Below are 22,688 nucleotides of genomic sequence, written 5' to 3'. Positions count from 1 at the left end.
AGAGATCCGATCCAGGCGGCTTGGGCTTTATGAGCCGTACAGTAACAGCTTGTTCCGATTGGAAAAAGGCTGGCGCCGCAGGAGGGAGACTACAGGCTTGGGTGTGGGTTGGCGGGGTGAAGAACAAAGGGGGAACTGTTGCCAGTTCCCCCTTGTGTTTGCTGCTTACCTCGGTCCGGAAACCACCAACATCTGGCCCGGCTTCAACGCCTGGCCAGTGCGCGGGTTCCAGCGCTTGAGATGTTGCATCTCGACGTTGAAGCGCTTTGCAACGATGTACAGCGAGTCGCCTTTCTTGACCTTGTATTGCACCGGCTTCTTGCTGTCTGCCTTGGCCACCAGCTTGCGGGTGTCCTGCATCACCAGGGTCTGGCCAACCTTGAGCGCCTGGCCATTGAGCTTGTTCCAGCGCTGCAGGTCATGCACATCGACTTTGTTGGCCTTGGCAATCAACGTCAGGTTGTCGCCACTGCGCACCTTGTAGTTGCGGGTGCGACCGGCAATGGCCTTGTGCTCAACGTCGTCGAACACCGGCTTTTTCGGACGCATGCTCAGCAATTCTTCGGGCTTCATCGCCGAAAGGCTGCTGGCCAGCAACTGCGCCTTGGAAGTCGGCACCAGCAAATGCTGCGGGCCGTCCAGGGTGGTGCGCTGCTTCAAGGCCGGGTTGAGCTGGAACAGTTCGTCTTCGTCGATCTCGGCCAGCGCGGCGACCCGTGACAGGTCCATGCTGGTTTTGATTTCTACCACTTCAAAGTAGGGCGTGTTGGCAATCGGGTTCAGGTTGACACCGTACGCCTCGGGGGCCAGCACCACCTGGGACAGCGCCAGGAACTTGGGCACGTAGTCCTTGGTTTCCTGGGGCAGTGGCAGGTTCCAGTAGTCCGTCGGCAAGCCGAGCTTCTCGTTACGCTCGATGGCTCGGCTGACCGTGCCTTCGCCCGCATTATAGGCCGCAAGCGCCAGCAGCCAGTCACCGTTGAACATGTCATGCAGACGTGTCAGGTAGTCCAGGGCGGCGGTGGTGGAGGCGGTGATGTCGCGGCGGCCGTCGTAGGCGCGGGTCTGGCGCAGGTTGAAGTAGCGCCCGGTGGCGGGAACGAACTGCCACAGGCCCACCGCATCGCTGCGGGAATAGGCCATTGGGTTGTAGGCACTTTCAATCACTGGCAGCAGCGCCAGCTCCAGGGGCATGTTGCGCTCTTCAAGGCGTTCGACGATGTAATGAATGTAGAGGCTGCCGCGTTCGCCGGCGTTCTCAAGGAAGGATGGGTTGCTGGCAAACCACAATCGTTGCTGTTCAATGCGCGGGTTGACGCCTAACCCGTCCTGCAATTGAAAGCCCCGGCGCATGCGTTCCCAGACATCCTGGGGCACTTCCGGGCTTGGCTTCTCTGATAGCCAAATGGGTTTTTGCTTGATCTTGGCGGTAAGGTTTGGCTTGGGTTGCACGGTGGATTGTGCGGCAAAATTGGTCGATTGGCAGCCCGCCAGAGTAGCGGACACAGCCACCGCCACGGCTTGAGCCAGGCGGGTCAATGCGTCTGAATGGTTGGTTTTACGAATAGATGACGACATTGGCTGGAAGTAAGTTCCGGGCAAAAATGTCGGGCGATTCTAGAAAGCGCTTTGGTTCCGGTCAACCATTCAGAAATTACGTATCAGAATCCTTCCACTTAGAACGTATCTTTCCACGACCTCAAGCTAGCAAATACCTCACTCCCGGCCTGGTTATCCCGGCCATTCCGTTCGTCCGCTTTTTCTTTAACGGATGTTTCAGAGGTCCGCAGAAAGGGGTTAGTGAGTTTTTCCAGGGCCAGGGTTGAAGGCAATGTGATTTCGCCGTTCGCCCGCAGTTGCCGCACGTTCTCCACCCGTTCGGCGATATCCGCGTTTTGCGGTTCCACGGCCTGGGCGAACTTCAGGTTACTTTGTGTGTATTCATGGGTGCAGTACACCAGCGTGTTGGCCGGCAGTGCCGCCAGGCGTTCCAGGGAGGTGTGCATTTGCTGCGGGGTGCCTTCGAACAGCCGGCCACAACCGGCGGCGAAGAGGGTGTCACCACAGAACAGCACGCCCTCGTGATAAAAGGCGATATGGCCGAGGGTGTGCCCGGGCACGGCAAACACCTCGAAGTCCCAGCCCAGCACGTTGATGCGGTCGTTGTCCTGGAGTGCGACGTCCCGCGCCGGGATTTTTTCGTTCGCCGGGCCGTAGACCGTGGCGCCTGAAACACTTTTCAGTTGCTCGACGCCGCCGACATGATCGTGGTGATGGTGAGTCACCAGGATATCGCTGAGGGTCCAGTCCGGATGCTGCTGGAGCCAGGCCAGCACGGGCGCGGCATCACCGGGATCGACCACCGCGCAGCGCTTGTTCGGCTGATCCTGTAACAACCAGATGTAGTTATCGGTGAAGGCGGGCAGGGCACTGATCTGTATCATTCTTTGATTCGCCAAGCTGAACACATTGGTGCATCTTAGAGCTTCTTGGCGCGTTGGAGAATGCAATGACTGATAAAGCGTTCGCCCAGGCCGATCCCGAGTGGCTGGCACTGATCAGTGCCGCCCGTGAATGGCTGTCCGGGCCTGTCGGGCAATTTTTACTGGAAGAAGAACGGCGCATGCTCGAAGACGAGCTGGGTCGGTTCTTTGGTGGCTACCTGGTGCATTACGGCCCGTCGGCACAAACCCCGCCGGCGGCGCCCCAGGTACAACGCAATGTGCGCCTGGGCGCGCCGTTGCCGGGTGTCGAGATTGTGTGCGAGGAACAGGCCTGGCCGTTGAGCGAGCATGCGGCCGACGTGGTGGTGTTGCAGCATGGCCTGGATTTCTGCCTGTCGCCCCATGGTTTGCTGCGCGAAGCCGCCAGCAGTGTGCGCCCAGGTGGCCATTTGCTGATCATCGGCATCAACCCCTGGAGCAGTTGGGGTTTGCGCCATGTGTTCGCCCACGACGGGTTGCGCCAGGCGCGCTGCATCTCGCCGTCGCGCGTCGGCGATTGGTTGAACCTGCTGGGCTTTGCGCTGGAGAAACGCCGCTTCGGGTGCTATCGTCCGCCGCTTGCGTCTGCCAAGTGGCAAGGCCGGCTGGCCGGCTGGGAACGCAGGGCCGGTGCCTGGCAATTGTCTGGCGGTGGTTTCTACTTGTTGGTGGCGCGCAAGATCGTCGTTGGCCTGCGCCCGGTGCGCCAGGTACGCCGCGAACCAATGGGCAAGCTCGTGCCGATGCCCATGGCCAAGGTCAATCGCAAGCAGAGCGAACAGTAAAAAACCTTTTTTGATTTCAGGTCGAGTCTCTCGACCTCGGGCCCTTGTCGGTCGATTATCGGCAACCCGCTTTGATGGATCCCGCTTTAATGGACAGTGAAATGACCGATACCGTAGAACTCTTCACCGATGGCGCCTGCAAGGGCAATCCCGGCCCCGGCGGATGGGGCGCCTTGCTGGTGTGCAAGGGCGTGGAGAAGGAGCTGTGGGGCGGCGAAGCCAACACCACCAACAATCGCATGGAGCTGATGGGAGCGATCCGCGGCCTGGAAGAGCTCAAGCGTCGTTGCGACGTGTTGCTGGTGACCGACTCCCAATACGTGATGAAGGGCATCAACGAGTGGATGGTCAATTGGAAGAAGCGCGGCTGGAAAACCGCCGCCAAGGAGCCGGTAAAAAATGCCGACCTGTGGCAATTGCTCGATGAACAATGCAACCGCCACAACATCACCTGGAAATGGGTGCGCGGGCACATCGGCCATCCCGGCAACGAGCGGGCCGACCAACTGGCCAATCGCGGCGTGGATGAAGTGCGCGGCTACAAGCAAAGCTGACCATCAGTTGCACTGCAGCGGCCATTCGAGCCGCTGCTTCACATCCCGCATTGCCCGCGGTGAGTCCACCAGCACGGCGTCGATCTTCAGGCACGCTGCTGCCCGGTAATCATCGTCGCTGTTGATTCCAATCGCCAGAATGTTGACCTTGCCCTTGGACTGGAAGCAGTTGATCGCCGGTGGCGTCCATAGCTTGGCATTCACGGGTGAGCGTGCTTCGCCCAAGGTGAACGTCTCCACCAGTTCGACTTTTCGCTGATACTCAAACGCCACCCAACTGCCAGCGTGTGGTACCGGACGGCAGCTCTGTGCCAGGGCGACGGCTGCCAGGCGGTTTCGTGTGTCGTCCCGGGATTCAAATAGCCGAGCTTGAGGGAAGCGCGCGAAAGCGGTTTGGTAACTGGCATCGGTGGAGTAGATCAGCACCCGGTCCCACGCATGATTGTGTTTCAGCACACTGGCAACGGCGTTGGCCTGCGCTTCAGCAGGCAAGGCTTTCATATCGAGAATGACGGGGATTGAAGCGGGAATCCTGTCCAGTGCTTGCTGCAATGAAGGCACCGGAGCGGCGTGCGTGCGGTAGGGATAGGTCACCTGCCCGCGGGTATCGGTGAGTTTGAAGTTCCACCCCGCATTCAACTGCTGCAATTGTTCCAGGCTTTGTTTGGCGACGGATCCACTGCCTTGCGTATTCGCGCTCAGGTCGGCAGGGCGATAGAGAACGGGGACGCCGTCACTGCTCAGTTGAACCGTCAGCCAGATCATGTCGACGCCATTTTTCAAGGCGTTGTCGATGGCCGGCAAGGTGTTTTCCGGATAATCCGCGGTGCCCGAACGGTGTGCAACGATCAGCGGAAGCGATTTATCGGGCGTGCCAGTGGGGGCAGATGTGCAGCCCGCGATCATTAATACGGTAATGATCAAGGCGATGGCGCGGCGGTTGGGGGTCACCTGTTGTTACTCTCGCTGAAGGTCGGGGCGGCTGTGACCTTACATGACGAGGATTGCCCTGGCCAACTGCTCGTCCGAGTAGTGTTCGTCCTTGAGCGCCAGGCGAATATGTTCCAGCGCCGATTCCAGCTGAACACCCCTGATCACTCCGTCGCTGGCGACAAAGGCGGCAGCGTCGGTCTTGGCGGCCAGTACCACTTTGTCATCCTTGAAGGACGAACTGGTGCCTTTGGTAGCGCTCATGCTCAGGCTGACCAAGGCGTCGGTGGTCATCACGAAGCTGGTGGCCTGGGTGTTGGTGCTCAGGGCGCCGGTCAGCAAAACGAAGGGCAGCAACGATTTACGCGAGGTCATGGGTTAGCGTCTGCAGCAAGTCGGGGGTGCGCAGGCTATCAACGGCACCTCGTGCAGACTTTATAAGGTTTGCTAATTCTTGTTAAAAACTGTCGCACATGGGCTTCATTTGGCCAGCCCTGGGTCGTTCAGGACATGTCGTGCTAATATCCCGCCCCTTGAAATGTACCAAACCGTTGAGAGCTGAACCCTGATGGCCATCCGATCTGTTGTACTCGATACCGAAACCACCGGCATGCCGGTGACCGACGGCCACCGGATCATTGAAATCGGCTGTGTCGAACTGATGGGCCGTCGCCTCACCGGCCGGCATTTCCACGTCTACCTGCAACCGGATCGGGAAAGTGATGAGGGCGCCATTGGCGTCCACGGCATCACTAACGAATTCCTGGTGGGCAAGCCACGGTTTGCCGAAGTGGCCGATGAGTTCTTCGAGTTCATCAACGGCGCGCAGCTGATCATCCATAACGCGGCGTTCGACGTTGGCTTCATCAACAACGAATTCGCGCTGATGGGCGCGACCGACCGGGCTGATATCACCCGGCACTGCTCGATCCTCGACACCTTGATGATGGCCCGTGAGCGTCACCCGGGCCAGCGCAACAGCCTCGATGCCTTGTGCAAGCGCTATGGGGTCGACAACTCCGGCCGTGAACTCCACGGCGCCTTGCTCGACTCCGAGATTCTCGCCGACGTCTACCTGACCATGACCGGCGGCCAGACCAGCCTGTCCCTGGCCGGTAACGCTTCGGACGGCAATGGTTCGGCAGAAGGCTCGGGCAACCGTCCTTCGGAAATCCGCCGCCTGCCAGCGGATCGTCAGCCCACCACGATTATTCGCGCCAGCGAGCAAGACATGGCCGAACACGCGGCGCGTCTTGAGGCGATCGCCAAGTCCGCCGGCGCACCCGCGTTGTGGACCCAATTGACCCAGCAATAACCGTCATCCCAGCGCCAGCCCCTGGCTGGCCCTGATCAGGTCATAAGCCTTGCGTGCAATCGGGTTCGCCGTGTTCGGGCGGATCCACAGGTAATATGTCACCTCCGGCATCCTCGGTAGCCCGTCGTTCTCTCCCAATACCCGCATGTCCGGCCCGAGCATTTCCATGCTCCGTGGGGTCACGCCGAGCCCTGCGCGGGTGGCCGCCTTGATCCCGATCAGGTTCGATGCCAGGTACGCCTGCCTCCACGGAATGTTCGCCCGCTCCAGCGCCTCCAGGGCATAGCGCCGATAGATGCTCGGCTCATCCACCAGAATCAACGGCAGCGGTTCGCTCGGCGAGTGAATGTATTGCGCCGAACAAATCCACCACACCGGCGAGGTGCGCAGCGCAAAGCCTTCCAGGTTGGCATCGGCGCGGGTGGAGATCACCATGTCGACCTTGCCCCGGTGCAAGTCGTCCATCAGGAAGGGGCTGCGGCCCACGTCGATTTCCAGGCGCAGGCGCGGTGCCGAGCGGGCGATGTGGCTGAGGATCGGCGGCAGGATGGTGTCGGCGATGTCGTGGGGCGAGCCGATGCGCAGTACACCGCTGAGGCTGCTTTCCCGCAGGGAGTTGAGTGCATCGTCATTCAACGACAGCATCTGCCGCGCATGCCGCAACAACTGCATCCCAGGTTCTGTCAGCTGCTTTTGCCGACCACGTTTTTCAAACAGGCTGACGCCTACTTGCTGTTCGAGGCGCTGCATATGCTGGGTGACGGAAGATTGCGTGCGGGCGAGATGGGTGCCGGCTTCAGCGAAGCTGTGGTGGTCGACCACGGCGATAAAGGTGCGGAGCAGTTCGAGATCGAGGGTCGACATGGCCATTCCAGGGCATTTTTTATATCAGGGGCGTGAAGATAAACATTACATATATTTATGTGTTGTCACGTCGAGTTTTTACAGAAGCCAATGATTGCGAGTATATGGCCAAAAGTGAGGTCGTCCATATACGGGAAGTTATAACGATATTAGATATTTGAATTTCCGTTGCCCCGGCACTCTCCCTAGCATGCCCCCACATCAGGTCGGGGTACGCCGATCGCTAATGAGGGGAGTTCCATGGGTTTTGTGCGCGCGGCGGTAAAACGAAGGTTGCCTGTGGTCCTGGGCGCATTGATCGCCCTGGGCGGCAGCGCGGTGGTTCAGGCCGACGCGACCCTGGACAAGATCCAACAGCGCCATGTGCTGGTGGTCGGCGTGCTGCTGTCCGGCGGGCCGTTTGGCGGCATCGATCCCACCACCCAAAAGCCCAAGGGCTTGAACGTCGACCTGGCCAACGAGCTGGGTCGTCAATTGGGTGCCGAAGTGCAACTGGTGCCGGTATTGCCCGCCAACCGCGTGCAGTTCCTGCAACAGGGCAAGGTCGACCTGCTGATTGCCAATATGGAATGGACCGCCGAGCGCGGCGAAATTCTCGGCTTCGTACCGACGCCGTTCTACAGGATCGGCGGCACCGCAGCGGTACTCAAGGACAGCAAAATTACCCATTGGGAAGACCTCAAGGGCCAGCCAGTGTGCACCTCCCAGGGTAGCAGCTACGTCAAGCCGCTGACCGAGCTGGGCGCACAGATCAAAGGCTTCAAGAGCTCCTCCGAATCCCTGCTGGCCCTGCGCGGCAACAACTGCGTCGCGGCGGTGCATGACTCCACCCTGATCAACCCGCTGATCAACGACAGCGCCGAATGGAAGGACTACCGCGCCATCAGCCCCGAGCTGAACCCGGCACCGTCGGTGATCTGGACTCGCCGCGGCGAGAACGACACCCAGGCCAAACTCGACCCGATCATCAAGGAACTGCATCGCAGCGGCTGGCTGATCGACGCCCAGACCCGCAACCACATCACCCCGGCGTCCCCGGCGCTGGTGGAGTTGCAGAAACAGTTCAAGGGCGCCTGACACATGACATTGAGAACCCTGACTGCCTTGGGCCTGGCACTGTGCGCAAGCCTGGCCCACGCCGACGCGACCCTCGACAAGATCCAGCAACGCCATGCCATCAGTGTCGGCGTGATTCTCAGCGGTCCGCCGTTTGGCACCCTCGACCCCAAGACCGGCGAACACCTGGGCTACAACGTCGAGCTGGCCAAGGGCCTCGGCCAGGCGCTGGGCGTAGAGACCAAGACCGTCTCTGTACTGGCGCCCAACCGCGTGCAGTTCCTGCAACAAGGCAAGGTCGACGTGCTGATCGCCAACATGCAGTACACCGACGAGCGCGCCGAAATTCTCGACTACGTGCCCACGCCCTATGAAGAAGTCGGCGGCGCAGCGTTGATCCGCAAAGGCGCCGGCATCACCCAGTGGGCCGACCTCAAGGACAAGCCGGTGTGCGTGTCCCAGGGCAGCAACTTCATCAAGCCGTTGCAGGAAACCTATGGCGCGCAGATCAAGGCGTTCCGCAGCCAGTCCGAATCCCTGCTGTCGTTGCGCGGCAATGGCTGCGTGGCGGCGGTGCACGTCAGCCCGACCATGCACGCGCTGCTGGACGACGCTGAATGGTCCGGCTACGAAATCCCGTTGTCGGGGGATTTGATCCCGTCCAAATCCGTGATCTGGATCCGCAAGGGCGAGCACGACACCCAGGCCAGGCTCGACGCTATCGTGCGTGACTGGCATCGCAGCGGCTGGTTGATCGCCCTCGGCGAACGCACCGGCATGGCCCCGTCCCAAGCCCTGCGGGATTTGCACGAGCAGTACAGCCATGAGTGAAGCGCTATTCGCCACCTTGCAGCAATTGCTCGGCGCCGCCCATGTGCAGCGCAGTGAAGATGCCCCCCAGTACCTCACCGACAAACAGGGCCGCTACACCGGCCAGGTGATCGCCGTGGTACACCCGGCCAACACCGAGGAAGTCGCCGCCGTGGTACGTGCGTGTGTGGCCCTGGAAGCGCCCATCGTGGTCCAGGGCGGCAACACCGGCCTGATGGCGGGCGCGACGCCGGACGCCAGCGGCCGCGCGGTATTGCTGTTGCTCGATCGCATGAACCGGGTGCGCGTGATCGATACCGACAACGACACCCTGACCGTCGAAGCCGGCTGCATCCTGCAAAACATCCAGGACGTGGCCCGTGAAGCCGGTCGCCTGTTTCCGCTTAGCCTCGGCGCCGAAGGCAGCTGCACCATTGGCGGCAACCTCGGCACTAATGCCGGCGGCACGGCGGTGCTGCGTTATGGCAACACTCGCGAGCTGACCCTGGGCCTGGAAGTAGTCACCGCCGAAGGCGAAATCTGGAATGGCCTGCGCGGTCTGCGCAAGGACAACACCGGCTACGACCTGCGGGATTTATACATCGGCAGCGAAGGCACCCTGGGCATTATCACTGCCGCCACCCTGAAGCTGTTCCCGCTGCCCAAGGCCCAGGCCACCGCGCTGCTGGCCTTTGATGAACTGGCCCAGGCGGTAGCGTTCCTGTCCCATGCACGCGCCGGTTTTGGTGCAAACCTCACTGCATTCGAATTGCTCAGCGCCGATTGCCTGGCGTTGTTGCGCGAGCAGTTTCCCGAAGGCCCGCAACCGTTCATCAAGGCCAGCCAACCCTGGTTTGCCTTGCTGGAGCTGTCGGACAACCACGGCGAAACCCACGCCCGCGAAGCCTTCGAAGCGGTCCTCGGTGAAGCCTTCGAACAGTCACTGCTGGCCGACGCACTGATCGCCGAGAGCCTGGCGCAGAGCGAAGCGCTGTGGCTGCTGCGGGAAAACATGAGCGAAGCGCAGAAGCGTGCCGGGCGCAATATGAAGCACGATATCTCGGTGCCGATCTCGCAAATCGTCGCTTTCGTTACCCATACCGACGCGCTGTTGCAGGTGCATTTCCCCGGCGTTCGCAACTTCACGTTCGGGCACCTGGGGGACGGCAACCTGCATTACAACGTCGCCCATCCGCTGGGTTCCACGGTGGACGAGCACATGCGCAACTACGCGGCATTGAGCTTGCTGGTACACGACAGCGCCCATGCCCACGGCGGCTCCATCAGCGCCGAACACGGGATTGGCCAACGCAAGGTTGGCATGCTGGGTCGTTACAAAAGCCCGGTGGAACTGGACCTGATGCGCCGCATCAAACGCGCCCTCGACCCGAAAAACCTGCTCAACCCCGGCAAAGTCCTGGAGGTGCAGCCATGACGGTTCGCCTGTCCAAGCGGGTGCAGCGGGTGTCGCTGTCGGCCAACGCCGCGGCCAAATCCCGCGCCACGGAACTGCGTGATGCGGGCCGCGACATCCTGGACCTGACCACCGGTGAGCCAGACTTCGACACCCCGGAGCACATCAAACAAGCCGCCTATGCCGCCATCGCTGCGGGCGCTACCAAATACACGCCAACACCCGGTGTGAAAGCCTTGCGCGTCGCGGTGCAGCGCAAGCTGGCCGAAGAAAACCACCTGGACTATTCACTGCCCAACATCGTGATCGCCAACGGCGCGAAACAGATCATCTTCAACGCCTTCGCCGCCACCCTCGACGACGGCGATCAAGTGCTGGTGCCGACGCCGTACTGGCCGTCTTTCCCTGACAGCGTGCGGTTCAACGGTGGCGAACCGGTGTTTATCGAGTGCGGGCTGGAGCAGGGCTGCAAGCTGCTGCCGGCTCAACTGGAGCAGCACATCAATCAGCGCACCCGCTGGCTGATCCTTAACGGCCCGGGCAACCCGAGCGGCGCCGTGTACAGCGAGGTTGAACTGCAAGCGCTGGCTGAGGTGCTGCGTCGCCATCCCCAGGTGCTGGTGCTGCTGGATGAACTCTACGAACACATTCGTTTCGACGGCCGCCCGGCCCAGAGCCTGCTGAACGTCGCACCGGATTTGCAGGACCGTTGCCTGCTGGTAGGCGGCGTGTCCAAGACCTACGCCATGACCGGCTGGCGCATCGGTTTCGGCGCGGGGCCACAGACCTTGACCAATGCAATGGCGGTTGTTCAGTCGCAATCCACCTCCGGCGCATCTTCTGTCGGGCAAGCCGCCGCGTTGGCCGCATTCACCGGCGGGCTGGGTTTCCTCGCCGAGCAGGTAGCGGCCTATCAACTGCGCCGGGACCTGCTGATGATGGCCCTCGGCACCGTCGACGGCCTGGAAGTGCTCGAACCCCAGGGCGGCTTTTTCGTGTTTGTGCGTTGCGCCGGTTTGCTTGGCCGCTATCGCCCGGACGGTCAGCGGCTGAACGATGATGGTGATGTCGTCGCGTACCTGTTGGAGGAGGGCGTCGCCGGTGTAGCGGGGAGTGCCTATGGCCTGTCGCCGTGGTTTCGGCTGTCCATCGCCACCGCGACCGACAGCGTGGCCGAGGCCGGTCGCCGTATTGCTGTCGCCTGCGGCAAATTGCGGGGCGTCGAATGAGTCATTGGCTGGAGATTTTTGTGCACTGGGCCGCCGGTATCGGCCTCAACTACAGCTTCCTGCTGGATGCCTATCAGCGTGGCACCCTGGAGCAGGGCGCGCTGACCACCGTGCTGTTGTGCCTGTTCACCATCGTCGGCAGCCTGCTGGCGGGGATCAGCCTGGCGACACTGCTGACTTCAGGCAACCCGTGGCTGGCCAAGCCGGCGCGGGTGTTTATCGAAGTGACCCGCAACACGCCTACGCTGGTTCAGCTGTACTGCGCGTTCCTGGTGTTGAACATGCTGCTGACCCAGGCCGTCGGCGCGGCCAACCCGCTGACGCCGTTTGCCTGGGTGGTGATCGTGATCTCGCTGCACAAGGGCGCGTTCCACGCCGAAGCCCTGCGCGCCGGCATCGAGGCGGTACCTTCCGTGACCCTGGAAGCTGCCAGTTCCCTGGCCTTCAGCAGCCGGCAGTTGCTGTGGAATGTGCAGTTGCCGTTGGCCCTGCGCTTCGCCTTGCCGTCGCTGATCAACAACCTGATCGACCTGGTGAAAATGACCGCCGTGGCCTCGGCCATCGCCGTGGGCGATATCACCTACGCCTCGATCATGATCTGGACCCAGAGCGACAACGTGCTGGAACTGATGATTCTGATCCTGAGCTTTTTCGGCTTGCTGAGTTTTACCGTCAATTGTGTGGGGCGCTGGCTGGAAGCGCGCCTGAGGATGCCCGGTTATGGCCATTGATTCATTCCCGGTGCTGTCGGCGTTGCTGCAATGGTCGCCAGCGCTGGTGACTGGTTTCGGCCAGAACATCCTGATCAGCCTGGTGGCGATTGGTCTCGGTTCGCTGCTGGGGCTGATGGTGGGCGCGTTGGCCCTGTCGCCGTTGCGCCTGCTGCGGTTGCTGGCGCGGATCTGGGTGCAGATTTTCCGCAACGCGCCGTGGCTGGTGCTGATCTATTTCACCACCTACGTGTTCCCGTTCGAGATCCATATCGGCAGCTCTTACGTATCGTTCCCGGACTGGGTCAAGGTGACCATCGGCCTGGCCTTGCCGGCCAGCGCGAACGTGGCGGAGATCTTTCGCGGCGCCATCGGCTCGATCCCCAGCACCCAATGGGAAGCCGCGCGGTCGCTGGCATTCACCCGTGGCCAGATTTTCCGTTCGATCATCCTGCCCCAATGCTTCAAGCGCATGTTGCCGCCGTGGATGAACCTCTACGCGGTGGTCACCATGGGCACCGCCCTGGCTTCGCTGGTGGGCGTGCACGATGTGATCGACACCGCACAGATCGCCAGCAACACCGTGAACATGACCGGCTTCACCGTGGTGATCTACCTGAGCCTGCTGGTGCTGTTCTTCGCCTACTGCTACCCGATTTCCCGTTTTACCCAACGCCTGGAGCGCCGTTATGCCTTCTATTGAACCCCTGGTCAGCCTGCGGGACTTGCAGCTGTCGTTCGGTGACAACCGGGTGCTCAAGGGCATCGACCTCAACGTGCATCGCGGCCAGGCAGTGTCGATCATAGGCCCGTCGGGCTCGGGCAAGTCGACCATCCTGCGTTGCATCACCGGGCTGTTGCAGCCCCAGCGCGGCACCATCCGCGTCGGCGAGACCCGGGTCGACACGCTGACCCAGGAAGCCCAGCGCATCGAGTTGCGCAAGCGCGTCGGGTTTGTGTTCCAGCAATACAACCTGTTCCCGCATCTGTCCGTGCTGGAAAACCTGGTGATCGCCCCGCGCAAGGTGCTTGGCCGTAACCGCGCCGAGGCAGAGAAGGACGCCCGGGCGCTGTTGGCCAAAGTGCGCATGGAGCACAAGGCCGATGCCTATCCCGGCCAGTTGTCCGGCGGCCAGCAGCAGCGGGTGGCGATTGCCCGGGCGTTGGCCATGCGCCCGGAACTGATTCTGTTCGATGAAGTGACCTCGGCCCTGGACCCGGAAACCGTCGGCGAAGTGCTGACGGTGATTCGCGAGCTGACCGAAGAGGGCATGACCTGCGTGCTGGTGACCCATGAAATGCGCTTCGCCGAAGAGATCAGCGACATCGTCTACTTCACCGAAAACGGCGTGATCGTCGAGCACGGCAGCGCCGAGCAGATCTTCCAGCGCCCCACCAGCGAACGCACCCAGGAATTCCTGCGCCATGCCTTGGGCGATCCCGGCCGCCGGCCACCGATCGCCAACGATCCGTACCTGTTGACCAACCTGAGCCGCTACACCCTGTCTGTCTAATAAGAGGAACCTCGTCATGAGTACCGAAAACCGTGCCGCCGTTATCGAAGACTTCCTGCAGCAGATCCGCGTCATCAACCAGCGTGGCGTAGACCGCGCGGCCCTGGTGGAAATTGTAGGGCTGCTGGAAACCCTGGCCGAGCGCCGGGACCTGTTCAACTTCAACGAATTCCCCGCGCCAGTGCCGGGGCAGGGCAGCACTGCGTTCCGCTATCGCCTGAATGACGACGGCGACACGCCTACCCTGTACCTGAACTCGCTGCTGCCGGGCAAAAGCACCATTGCGCACAACCACGAAACCTGGGCGATCATCAGTGCCGTGGAAGGCCAGGAAATCAATTACGTGTATAGCCGCAGCGATGAAGGGCGGGATGCAGGTTTCACCACCCTGACCCTTGAGAAAGAAGTCATCGTGCAGCCGGGCACCTCTATCTCGTTCCTCGGTGAAGACCTGCATGGGATTCGTGTTGAAGGTGAGCAGGCGACCTTGCACTTTCACCTGTACGGCTTGCCGCTGGAATCCCTCAACGGCCGTTATGGCGTTGAAGCAGACGGCCGGATTCTCAACTACAACGCCTCGCAGATGGCGCCTTCAATCCGGGCCTATTCCTGAGCACTACACACATCAAATATGGGAGCGGGCTCGCTCGCGAATGGGGTGTGTCAGCGAATGAATGCGTTTCTGACCCACCGCATTCGCGAGCAAGCCCGCTCCCACAATTAGATTCGCGTTCATCCAGGGTTTTTTATGATTGATCTGTATTACTGGCCTACGGGCAATGGCCTGAAAGTCGGCATCCTGCTGGAAGAGCTGGAGGCGGAGTACCGCCTGATTCCGGTCAACATCCGCGAAGGCGCGCAGAAGCAGGAAAGCTTCCAGCGCATCAGTGCAAATGGACGGATTCCGGCGATTGTCGACCACAGCCTTGAAGCACCCCTGAGCCTGTTCGAGTCCGGGGCGATCCTGAATTATCTGGCGGACAAAGCGGGGCGGTTCCTGCCGCCCGGCGGCACCGCCGAGCGCCAGAAAGTCCAGGAGTGGCTGTTCTGGCAGGTGGGACATATCACCCCGTACCTGAGCCAGTTGCAGCTGTTCAAGGAGAAGGCGCCGGAGCCGATTCCCTTCGCCCTCGACCTGCTGAACGCCGAAGCCACGCGCCTGTATCGGGTGCTGGAGAAGCGCTTGGCCGAGGTGCCGTATGTGGCGGGGGAGTACTCGGTGGCCGACATGGCGATCTTCCCGTGGATCCAGCCCCTGCGCCAGGGCCAGGACTTGACGGACTACCCGAACATCCAGGCCTGGCGTCTGCGGATCAAGGCGCGCCCGGCGGTCCAGCGGGCCTATGCCAAGGGACGTGAAGTCGCCGCCGGCGAGCGTTCGTTGGCCTTGCAGTAACTCACCTTTTTTTGCGGGACTTCCATGAGCCAGACCATCACACCCGGGCAATTGCAACAATGGCTGTTCGACGGCCAGGAAATCGCCCTGTTCGACGTACGCGAGCACGGCCAATACGGCGAGGCGCACCTGTTCCACGGGGTAAACCTGCCCTATAGCCGCCTGGAACTGGAGGTGCAGCGCCTGGCGCCCAACCCTCAGGTGCGCCTGGTGATTTACGACCAGGACGGCGGCGACGTGGCTGCGCGCACGGCGCTGCGCTTGCAGACGCTGGGCTACGGCCAGGTGCATGTGCTGGAAGGCGGCGCGGACGGTTGGCAGGCAGTTGGCCTGCAACTGTTTGCCGGGGTGCATGTGCCGTCAAAAGCCTTTGGCGAGTTGGTGGAAGAAGCCAGCCACACGCCCCACGTCACCGCGCAGCAACTGGCGGAGTGGCAAGCCAAGGGCGAGCCGCTGGTGGTGCTGGACGGCCGACCGTTCGATGAATACCGCAAGATGACCATTCCAGGCTCCATCTGCTGCCCCAACGGTGAACTGGGCTACCGCGTGCATGACCTGGTGCCGGATGAGACCACGCCGATCGTGGTCAACTGCGCCGGTCGTACCCGCAGCATTATCGGCGCGCAGACGTTGATCAACCTCGGTGTGAAGAATCCGGTTTATGCGTTGGAAAACGGTACCCAGGGTTGGTACCTGGCGGATTTCAAACTGGAGCATGGCAGTGCCCGGCGTTATGCCGATCAGGTCTCGACGGATCTGGGCCAACAGCGCGAGTCTGCCCGGCAACTGGCGGAGCGGGCAGGGGTGGTCAGTGTCAAGGCGGAGCAGGTTCGCCAATGGGCAGCGGACCCGACTCGCAGCCTGTTCCTGTGTGATGTGCGCACCGCCGAAGAATTTGCCGCCGGCAGTTTGCCAGGGGCGCAACATACGCCGGGCGGGCAGTTGGTCCAGTCCACCGACCTGTACATCGGCGTGCGTCAGGCGCGGGTGGTGCTGTTGGACAGTGATGGTGTGCGTGCACCGATTGTTGCCAGTTGGCTGCGTCAGTTGGGGCATGAGGCCTATGTGCTGGAGGATGGCATCCACAGTGGATTGGCGCTGGAGGTCAAAGAGGCCGTGCCCTTTGACGCGCTGCCGCTGATCTCGGTGCAGGCGCTGGCCGATGCGCTGAAGGACGACGCCGTGGACCTGGTGGACCTGCGCCCGAGCATGACCCATCGCAAGGGCCGGATTGCCGGTTCGCGCTGGTCGATCCGTTCCCAGTTGACCGCCGGTGCGCGCCCGTTGGTACTGCTGGCGGATGATCCGGCGTTGGCTGCTTTTGCTGCGCTGGAGTTGGGCGACGATGTGCGTTTGCTCGACGGCGGCTATGCCGCATGGGTGGCGGCAGGTTTGCCGGTGATCGAGGACGCGCAGACGCCTACCGACAATCAGTGCATCGACTTTTTGTTCTTTACCCATGACCGCCACAGCGGCAACAAGGACGCCGCCCGCCAATACCTGGCTTGGGAAATCGGCCTGTTGGCACAGATGAGCGAAGCGGAAATCGCCAGTCTCAAGCCGTTGTTGCCCGCTTCACGCGTGCGTACCCGCTTGATTCACGCGGCGCGTACCGAAGGTGGCAATGGTGGTCGGGCGGTGAATATACCGATCACCCGCCTGAGCACCGTGCTGTTCGACAACCTGGCCCAGATGCGTGACGCCCGCTCCCGGCGCGACAGTGAACGGGTCCTGAGCTACGGCGCTCGCGGGAATCCCACTGCGTTTGCACTGGAAGATCTGGTCACCGAACTGGAAGGCGGCTACCGCACCCGGTTGTATGGCACGGGGCTCGCCGCAGCGGCGCAGACGTTCCTGGCCTACCTGCGGCCCGGCGACCATGTGTTGATCACCGATGCCGTCTATTCGCCGGTGCGCAAACTGGCCCGGGAGTTCCTGCAGCCATTCGGCATCGAAGTCAGCTACTTCACCCCGGATGGCAGCGGCCTGGAAGCGTACCTGCAGGCCAACACTAAAATGGTCTACGCCGAAGTACCCGGTTCGCTGCTGTATGAGTTGTGCGACCTGCCCGCGCTAGCCGCACTGTGCAAGCCGCGGGGCATTCTGCTGGCGGTGGATAACACCTGGGGCTCGGCGTACCTGTATCGCCCGCTGGCGCTGGGTGCCGACATCTCGATCATGGCGTTGACCAAGTACCTTGGCGGCCACAGCGACGTGATGATGGGCAGCGTCTGCACCACCGAAGCGGCATGGCCGGCCCTGGCGAAAATGAGCGATACCTTTGGCAATGCGGTGAGTGCCGACGATGCCTACCTGATCCTGCGTGGCGCGCGCACCCTGGCTTCCCGGCTGGACGTGCACGAGCGCCAGGCGCTGAAGATTGCCCAGTGGTTGCAGGGGCAACCGCAGGTCAAGCGGGTATTTCATCCGGCCTTGCCCGAGCATCCAGGGCATGCGCTGTGGAAGCGTGATTTCAGTGGTAGCAATGGTTTGCTGTCGTTTGAACTCAGCAGTGCGGATGCCGGTTACGTCGAGCGCTTTATCGACGGTTTGCAGCTGTTTGGCCTGGGCGCATCCTGGGGCGGTTATGAAAGCCTGGCCACCCTGGCCGACACACAGGATCGCCAGAGCGCCGTCGACCGTGGATTGAACCCGGTGATACGCCTGCATGTGGGGCTGGAGGATGTGGAGGCGTTGATCGAAGATTTGCGGCGCGGGTTTACACTGGCCACATGACGTTGCCCGCGAGGGCTGGCACAGCCAGCTCTTGCGGGAGCGCCGCTTATGCGGCGAAGTCAAGCACCTGTTTGGAAAGTGTGCTGTCGAACAGACCCGGTCCGGCTTTTGCCAGCGTGAAGGTTCCGTTCGGTTTAACCTCAACACCGCTGGAACCCGCGAATACAGTCTCCACGCCGGGCTTTTGAAGAATATCCAGAAGCGGTTTTTTTCCGTTGTATTCCTGGCCCACGACCATCCCCATGCCAAATCGGGACGAGGAGTTCACACCGCCGACAAATATCACCTTGCCGCCACTGGCCAGAGACTGATCCAGGTCGTCCATCAGTTGGGCGGTATCTTCATTGGGCAAGCCGAACTCCAGGCTGCTGCCGGTTAAATGCATCAACGTCCGTTTTTGATAGACCCCGTCTTTCAAGTCAGTCAACACCACCAGGGCGGAGCAGTCGGTCAAGCTTTCGGTTGAGAGCACCGAGTTATTGTCTTCGATAGTACGGGAGTTGCCCATCAGCACTTCGACTTTTGGGGGGACCACGCTCGGACGGACCGGTTCGCTTCCCTTCGGTGGCCCCACACGGACAGGCCGATAGTTGATGGGCATATCAACCCAGACAGGTTTTGCTGCCGTTCCATAATTGACTCGGATCGGATCGCCGTGCTCTTTAATCACCACAGGAAAGATATCTTGCGTGGCGTAGTATTCATACAGATCGTTGTTGGCAAGCTGTTTAATAGCATTTATCGGTAGATTTTTTTGATCCGCGGCTTTATAGCTGGCGTAAAAGTCTTCGTATATTTCATCCGGGAATTTATTGTCCGAGTAGCTGGCAATTACCGTTCCCTCAAAACCTTTAACCGGTTTGCCCGTAATGGTGTGCAGGTCGCTGGCGAACGACCGGGTACCACCGTCTGCCGAATAGCAGAAAAGGGTGCGAATGTTCCGGTATTTTTTCAGGTCGATCCCACGGGCCAGTAGCTTGTCGTAGATCTCCTGGGCTGAATAGAGTGCACCATTCTCGCCGACGATTTTTGTGGGTTGGCCAGGTTTTGGCTCTTCGCCATGTCCGAAGATATTGATACGCTCGGCGCCGTCGTAGGTGTCCACGAACGTTTGAATTTCCCCTTCGATGGCATCGACCTTGGTGACCGGCCCTCCCAGCTGTATTGGATACGTTGGTTGCGTAGGTGATGACGTTTCTGGTGGCAGGAGCCTGCCACTTGTCACCTCCTGGGAGGCGTTTGTTTCCGAGGCATTGCCAGGCGATGGTGCACGAAAGTGCAGAAACAGTGTCGCCAGGTTAAGCAACAGATCGGCGAGTGCCGCCTCTTTGTTCTTTCCGTCTTTGCTGGCCAGGGCATTTATATCTTGGCCAATGCCCAGTGCCTGCATCGCTATGCCGATATAGGCGAGGGGGCCGCGCAGAACAGGCAGCACGCTGTTGAGCACCAGCAGTCCGCCCCTTTTGGCAGATGCCCAGCGATTTTCAGCATTCGAGACCGACTGCTGATCGGCCAGGCTGGCCAGGCCATTCGCGTTATCTTCGTACAACCGATTAATCAATTGCCCAGAGTTCAGCGCCTGCTGCAACTGGGTCGCAGCATGACCTTCTGTGGCGAGGACGGGCGGTGCGGGCGTCGACAGCGGCGCAAAGTCGTCGCCCATGGTAAAGCGCCGGATGTGAGGCTCTTTAAATCCGCCGTTGTTGTAGATCTTCCGGGTCGCGTCGTCCGGTAGCCAGGCGAGGATATCTTTTTGCAACTGGTTCGGCTTCTGAATGGCCTCCATCAAGGCCTGGCGGGTTGGAAACTGCAGCAACTGCGCAGTGGTGTTCAACGGGCGATACAGAATATGCGGTCCGGTGGTGCTGTCCTTGGGTTCAATCAGGTACATGTTGCTGACAACATCAGGTGTTGTACCCGGCTCGCGCGTAAAGGCCAGGGGCCGGATAACGATCTCCTTGCCGTCGACGGTTTTTGTGCCCGGCGTTGGATCAAGTATTTGCTCAACGTACCGGAACCCCGTGGTGTCGAAGCCGAATGCGCCTGTTGTTGCCAGTTTCAGGGCCTGGAGCTTCAGCTCGATAGGTACCTGCTGGGCAAACAACGAGAGACGCTGAGCTTTTTTTGTGGGGTCGTCGAGCAACTCTTGCTTGAGAAACTCCGGGTATTTCTTGCCGATGTCAGCGTCTTGAACCTTCTTCTTGAGGACGCCTTCACCCTCAAGTGCGGTTATTCGCACAGTGCCTGGCTTGCCATCGGATTTGTAATAGACGTCGATCTGCCCGTCCGGCAACCCCGACAGATTGCGCAGGAGCATGTCGGTCATGCTCATTCTGACTCGTTCGACGGTACCGACGCCCGCCGAGATACCGCCTCCCCAACCGGCAAACAGCGAGCCGTCTGTCGGCTTGAATTCAATTTCAATCTGCGAGGTGTTGTACGACCTGGGGCTGGGCAGTTGTGCGTCGAATTGCTTTTGGGCAAATGTGCGCAGGTCGTCTATTGCGTAGTCGTACGACTGCCCTTTGTTGCGCTGCACGAAGCCCGTCAGCTCCAGCATCAGGTGGTGCAAGGCAACGCGTTGCGAGTCGTTGGCCTGATTTACCCAGGCCGGCGGCTGAGCGGCTGCTTGAGTCTGGCTCGGCGCATCCGCTGCAGATGGGTTGACGGACAGCGTGTCGCCCAATTCACCGTCGATAATAATGCTGGCTTGGGTATCGAACGGATTGCCGGTCAGCTCCGACTTGACGTGGCCGGCTTGGTCGAAGGCGTCCCAGGAGTCATAAGGTGTAATTTTGCCGCTGGGTTCCACCAGCAAGAGAATCTCGCGATTGGGTCCTGCCAGGGCGCGATGAATCAGTAGGTTGGGCGTGTCCTCGTTCTCGGGCCCGTTTGTAAGGCGATAGACAGTGGCTGGAGAACTGCTTGGGTCCTGGGGGGCAGCACGAGTCGATCCTTCAGGATGCTTTACGACCATGTCTACGGTTTTGCGTTGTTCGGCATCCAGCCCAGGCTGCTTGAGGCCAGCTCGCTGCAGATTGTCTTGCAGGAGGCGGCTGACCAATGACTGACGGCTGCCGCTATAGACCGCAGGCGCAGTGAAGGCGGGCTGCCTCCAGTAACCGTGGGTGGCCGTTTTGTAAATCGTCTCCAGTTGCGTCGGTAAACGGAGCAACTCATTCTTCAATGCGTTCATATCGATAGGGACGGGGACGTATCCTGGCGTCCCGGTACGTGCCAGAAGGTCAGGGCGGGTGTCGAACAATTTGGCGCCTGCGGGGATGCTCAGTGATTTACTGTTGCTCAACGCGTCCATGGCGTACTGCATAAGCGGGATGTCTTTGCGTTCTCCGGGATTCTCCGGGTTGAGTATGCCAATGCTCAGGTGGTTGATGTCCAGGTCCCCTGCACCATGGGCGGTGCGTTGGACGTAGAAGCCCAGCCATGAAGCGACCGCCGAATACACGCTGGGTGCCGCGGAAAACAGGCTGTTGGCGATACTGGTTGCGGGGTCGATGGTGTTGACGGGCGTTTTATCGAGCACCGACGTGACGGGTTGAACGGTACTTGCGTTCTCGAGCTGCTGGATAGCGGCGAGCTGTGCTTGTTGTACCGCGCGCGTGCTCTCGTCGGCAGGAGGGGTATCCCGGTTCAAGGCGGGGAAGCCTTTATGATAGAGCGCAGTGCTGCGTGTAAGAGCGTCTTTCAGGGTGTCGGCGGGGAGATGCTCACCATAAAAACTCAGCGCTTTGATGACGGAGATGGAGCCATCCGGGTTATAGGACACGAGCTCCTTCGTGCCCTTGCCCAGTTGATTGGCCAGCGCCCTTATCTCGGACGATACCTGGGCCCATCCGGATTGATCGTTGACCGTGGCGATCGTGCGAAAAACGCGGTTTGTCAGGTCAAGGACCATCAGGTCGCCCGCTGGCTGGCTAATGTTCACGGTTGAAATATCGACGTTTTTTTTTCGCGCAAAATCCAGGAATTCCTCAGCCTGAAGTGCTGTGTTAAAGGCTTTGATCGTTTGTCCGATAGTGGAGCGCTCAGGGGGGGTAATTACGTAGCCTGACGTTAGGCTTGCGTCGGCAGGTCGTATTTCGTTTCTTCGCAGCAGCAGCGCGGTTGCGCTCATTTGCGCCACTTCTTTATCCGCCTCAATAACCTGTGTTGCTACCGTTTGAGCAGGCAGCATAGGTGGCAAAATTTTCCCGCTGAGCTCAGCTCCGATGGTTTCTGTTGCTTGCTGTTGGCGTTCGATAACGTTTTGGTGTTGCCGATTTTTTGAATCTGAATGAGCCGGAAATGATCGGGTCGTCAGTATTTCGCCGATCAAGGGTAATTTCCTTGGCCCCCGGGGCCCCTGATCGTGACCGTAAAAGTTACCGAGCAGCTCCAGAGGCACTTTGTTCTCGCCGTAAAACGGAAATGTATCGCCGTCTGGTGAGAGCCATTTTGCTGTGGTTATAAGGTTGGCGGCGGCTTCTTCCCAACCAGGAAGGGTGTCTGCAAAGGTTGTTTTCCCATCAACCAAGCAGCGCATCGATGCGGGTGGATACCAGTCGAACATCGAAGTATCAATTTTGTTGTTTTTGGCAAAGGTTGCAAACGGTTCTGCTGTCAGTGCGAGATTGAAGGCCGACCATGCCGTGCCAAACGAGGAAGCATGCGGGATGTTGGAGAGGCTCGTCGAGATTTGGTTTATCTGTCCGGAAGTGTCTCCTGCTATCTCTTTATCCACCAGGGCCAAGGCATACTGGATTGCTATATCGCTATCGCCTTGTTTTACCATCGCCTTGGCGTTTTTCGAGTCTTCCAGGCTGACAATATTCACGTCGCTCTGCGGAGGAACCGGGGACGAGCCCGCTCGATGCGTGATTTTTCAGAGCAGC

At 60.4% G+C, this 22,688-nt stretch carries 19 protein-coding genes; 13 read left to right on the top strand and 6 right to left on the bottom strand.

From position 1 onward, the window contains the following. Window positions 1-165 precede the first annotated feature (165 nt). The gene (locus BLU46_RS01475) at window positions 166-1,578 is read right to left on the bottom strand and encodes a lytic transglycosylase domain-containing protein (protein WP_063030777.1); all 1,413 of its coding nucleotides are present in this window, start codon (window positions 1,576-1,578) and stop codon (window positions 166-168) included. Between the two features lie 98 nt (window positions 1,579-1,676). Then, the gene (gene gloB, locus BLU46_RS01470) at window positions 1,677-2,444 is read right to left on the bottom strand and encodes a hydroxyacylglutathione hydrolase (protein ID WP_063030775.1); all 768 of its coding nucleotides are present in this window, start codon (window positions 2,442-2,444) and stop codon (window positions 1,677-1,679) included. A gap of 65 nt (window positions 2,445-2,509) precedes the next feature. Between gloB and BLU46_RS01465 the strand changes: the two genes are divergently transcribed. Both BLU46_RS01465 and rnhA read left to right on the top strand, forming a co-directional pair. Further along, complete coding sequence (locus BLU46_RS01465; protein ID WP_093197584.1) at window positions 2,510-3,268, top strand: class I SAM-dependent methyltransferase; 759 nt, start codon at window positions 2,510-2,512, stop codon at window positions 3,266-3,268. A 101-nt stretch (window positions 3,269-3,369) separates the two neighbouring features. After that, window positions 3,370-3,822, top strand: coding sequence for a ribonuclease HI (gene rnhA / locus BLU46_RS01460; RefSeq protein WP_003207474.1), 453 nt, complete (start codon window positions 3,370-3,372; stop codon window positions 3,820-3,822). Between the two features lie 3 nt (window positions 3,823-3,825). Here the strand turns inward: rnhA and BLU46_RS01455 are convergent, their stop codons facing one another. Further along, window positions 3,826-4,773 (bottom strand): glycerophosphodiester phosphodiesterase family protein, encoded by a 948-nt coding sequence (locus BLU46_RS01455; protein WP_093197579.1) that lies wholly within the window; start codon window positions 4,771-4,773, stop codon window positions 3,826-3,828. A 39-nt stretch (window positions 4,774-4,812) separates the two neighbouring features. Continuing rightward, window positions 4,813-5,127, bottom strand: a complete 315-nt coding sequence (locus BLU46_RS01450) for a DUF2388 domain-containing protein (RefSeq protein WP_063030774.1) — start codon at window positions 5,125-5,127, stop codon at window positions 4,813-4,815. 199 nt (window positions 5,128-5,326) lie between these two features. On the opposite strand from BLU46_RS01450, the gene dnaQ reads away from it, so the two are divergent. Then, a complete protein-coding gene (gene dnaQ, locus BLU46_RS01445) occupies window positions 5,327-6,067 on the top strand; it encodes a DNA polymerase III subunit epsilon (protein ID WP_167410183.1) in 741 nt (246 codons plus the stop codon). Between the two features lie 3 nt (window positions 6,068-6,070). On the opposite strand, the gene BLU46_RS01440 is transcribed toward dnaQ, so the two are convergent. Continuing rightward, a complete protein-coding gene (locus BLU46_RS01440) occupies window positions 6,071-6,931 on the bottom strand; it encodes a LysR substrate-binding domain-containing protein (protein ID WP_003207477.1) in 861 nt (286 codons plus the stop codon). A gap of 240 nt (window positions 6,932-7,171) precedes the next feature. Here BLU46_RS01440 and BLU46_RS01435 point away from each other — a divergent pair, with 240 nt between their 5' ends. From BLU46_RS01435 to metC, 10 genes are all read left to right on the top strand, one after another. Continuing rightward, the gene (locus BLU46_RS01435) at window positions 7,172-8,008 is read left to right on the top strand and encodes a transporter substrate-binding domain-containing protein (protein ID WP_063030773.1); all 837 of its coding nucleotides are present in this window, start codon (window positions 7,172-7,174) and stop codon (window positions 8,006-8,008) included. Between the two features lie 3 nt (window positions 8,009-8,011). Beyond that, on the top strand, window positions 8,012-8,818 hold the full coding sequence (locus BLU46_RS01430; RefSeq protein WP_093197574.1) for a transporter substrate-binding domain-containing protein: 807 nt from the start codon (window positions 8,012-8,014) through the stop codon (window positions 8,816-8,818). Further along, window positions 8,811-10,232 carry an FAD-binding oxidoreductase gene (locus BLU46_RS01425; RefSeq protein ID WP_093197570.1) on the top strand — a complete coding sequence of 474 codons (1,422 nt, stop codon included), beginning with the start codon at window positions 8,811-8,813 and terminating at the stop codon, window positions 10,230-10,232. Before BLU46_RS01430 ends, BLU46_RS01425 begins: the two co-directional genes overlap by 8 nt. Continuing rightward, window positions 10,229-11,440, top strand: coding sequence for an aminotransferase class I/II-fold pyridoxal phosphate-dependent enzyme (locus BLU46_RS01420; protein ID WP_063030769.1), 1,212 nt, complete (start codon window positions 10,229-10,231; stop codon window positions 11,438-11,440). The genes BLU46_RS01425 and BLU46_RS01420 overlap by 4 nt, the downstream gene beginning before the upstream one ends. Continuing rightward, a complete protein-coding gene (locus BLU46_RS01415) occupies window positions 11,437-12,171 on the top strand; it encodes an amino acid ABC transporter permease (RefSeq protein WP_093197565.1) in 735 nt (244 codons plus the stop codon). Before BLU46_RS01420 ends, BLU46_RS01415 begins: the two co-directional genes overlap by 4 nt. Then, the gene (locus BLU46_RS01410; RefSeq protein ID WP_093197560.1) at window positions 12,161-12,853 is read left to right on the top strand and encodes an amino acid ABC transporter permease; all 693 of its coding nucleotides are present in this window, start codon (window positions 12,161-12,163) and stop codon (window positions 12,851-12,853) included. Before BLU46_RS01415 ends, BLU46_RS01410 begins: the two co-directional genes overlap by 11 nt. Then, window positions 12,840-13,664, top strand: a complete 825-nt coding sequence (locus BLU46_RS01405; protein ID WP_093197556.1) for an amino acid ABC transporter ATP-binding protein — start codon at window positions 12,840-12,842, stop codon at window positions 13,662-13,664. Before BLU46_RS01410 ends, BLU46_RS01405 begins: the two co-directional genes overlap by 14 nt. A 16-nt stretch (window positions 13,665-13,680) precedes the next feature. Beyond that, entirely contained in the window at window positions 13,681-14,277 is a 597-nt protein-coding gene (locus tag BLU46_RS01400) for a cysteine dioxygenase family protein (RefSeq protein ID WP_093197552.1), read from the top strand. Window positions 14,278-14,412: 135 nt separating this feature from the next. Beyond that, complete coding sequence (locus tag BLU46_RS01395; RefSeq protein WP_093197549.1) at window positions 14,413-15,060, top strand: glutathione binding-like protein; 648 nt, start codon at window positions 14,413-14,415, stop codon at window positions 15,058-15,060. 24 nt (window positions 15,061-15,084) lie between these two features. Beyond that, complete coding sequence (gene metC, locus BLU46_RS01390) at window positions 15,085-17,796, top strand: cystathionine beta-lyase (protein ID WP_093197544.1); 2,712 nt, start codon at window positions 15,085-15,087, stop codon at window positions 17,794-17,796. Between the two features lie 46 nt (window positions 17,797-17,842). Here the strand turns inward: metC and BLU46_RS01385 are convergent, their stop codons facing one another. After that, window positions 17,843-22,630, bottom strand: a complete 4,788-nt coding sequence (locus tag BLU46_RS01385) for a hypothetical protein (RefSeq protein ID WP_157721255.1) — start codon at window positions 22,628-22,630, stop codon at window positions 17,843-17,845. Window positions 22,631-22,688 lie beyond the last annotated feature (58 nt).

The organism is Pseudomonas yamanorum (genome assembly GCF_900105735.1).
Taxonomy (GTDB): domain Bacteria; phylum Pseudomonadota; class Gammaproteobacteria; order Pseudomonadales; family Pseudomonadaceae; genus Aquipseudomonas; species Aquipseudomonas yamanorum.
Note: the sequence above shows the minus strand (reverse complement) of the source record. Positions and strands in the feature narration are given on the sequence as shown.

Excerpts from the sequence above, each read along its gene's own strand:
- BLU46_RS01475 (WP_063030777.1), bottom strand. The coding sequence starts at position 1,578 with ATGTCGTCATCTATTCGTAAAACCAACCATTCAGACGCATTGACCCGC.
- gloB (WP_063030775.1), bottom strand. The coding sequence starts at position 2,444 with ATGATACAGATCAGTGCCCTGCCCGCCTTCACCGATAACTACATCTGG.
- BLU46_RS01465 (WP_093197584.1), top strand. The coding sequence starts at position 2,510 with ATGACTGATAAAGCGTTCGCCCAGGCCGATCCCGAGTGGCTGGCACTG.
- rnhA (WP_003207474.1), top strand. The coding sequence starts at position 3,370 with ATGACCGATACCGTAGAACTCTTCACCGATGGCGCCTGCAAGGGCAAT.
- BLU46_RS01450 (WP_063030774.1), bottom strand. The coding sequence starts at position 5,127 with ATGACCTCGCGTAAATCGTTGCTGCCCTTCGTTTTGCTGACCGGCGCC.
- BLU46_RS01440 (WP_003207477.1), bottom strand. The coding sequence starts at position 6,931 with ATGTCGACCCTCGATCTCGAACTGCTCCGCACCTTTATCGCCGTGGTC.
- BLU46_RS01435 (WP_063030773.1), top strand. The coding sequence starts at position 7,172 with ATGGGTTTTGTGCGCGCGGCGGTAAAACGAAGGTTGCCTGTGGTCCTG.
- BLU46_RS01430 (WP_093197574.1), top strand. The coding sequence starts at position 8,012 with ATGACATTGAGAACCCTGACTGCCTTGGGCCTGGCACTGTGCGCAAGC.
- BLU46_RS01425 (WP_093197570.1), top strand. The coding sequence starts at position 8,811 with ATGAGTGAAGCGCTATTCGCCACCTTGCAGCAATTGCTCGGCGCCGCC.
- BLU46_RS01420 (WP_063030769.1), top strand. The coding sequence starts at position 10,229 with ATGACGGTTCGCCTGTCCAAGCGGGTGCAGCGGGTGTCGCTGTCGGCC.
- BLU46_RS01415 (WP_093197565.1), top strand. The coding sequence starts at position 11,437 with ATGAGTCATTGGCTGGAGATTTTTGTGCACTGGGCCGCCGGTATCGGC.
- BLU46_RS01410 (WP_093197560.1), top strand. The coding sequence starts at position 12,161 with ATGGCCATTGATTCATTCCCGGTGCTGTCGGCGTTGCTGCAATGGTCG.
- BLU46_RS01405 (WP_093197556.1), top strand. The coding sequence starts at position 12,840 with ATGCCTTCTATTGAACCCCTGGTCAGCCTGCGGGACTTGCAGCTGTCG.
- BLU46_RS01400 (WP_093197552.1), top strand. The coding sequence starts at position 13,681 with ATGAGTACCGAAAACCGTGCCGCCGTTATCGAAGACTTCCTGCAGCAG.
- BLU46_RS01395 (WP_093197549.1), top strand. The coding sequence starts at position 14,413 with ATGATTGATCTGTATTACTGGCCTACGGGCAATGGCCTGAAAGTCGGC.
- metC (WP_093197544.1), top strand. The coding sequence starts at position 15,085 with ATGAGCCAGACCATCACACCCGGGCAATTGCAACAATGGCTGTTCGAC.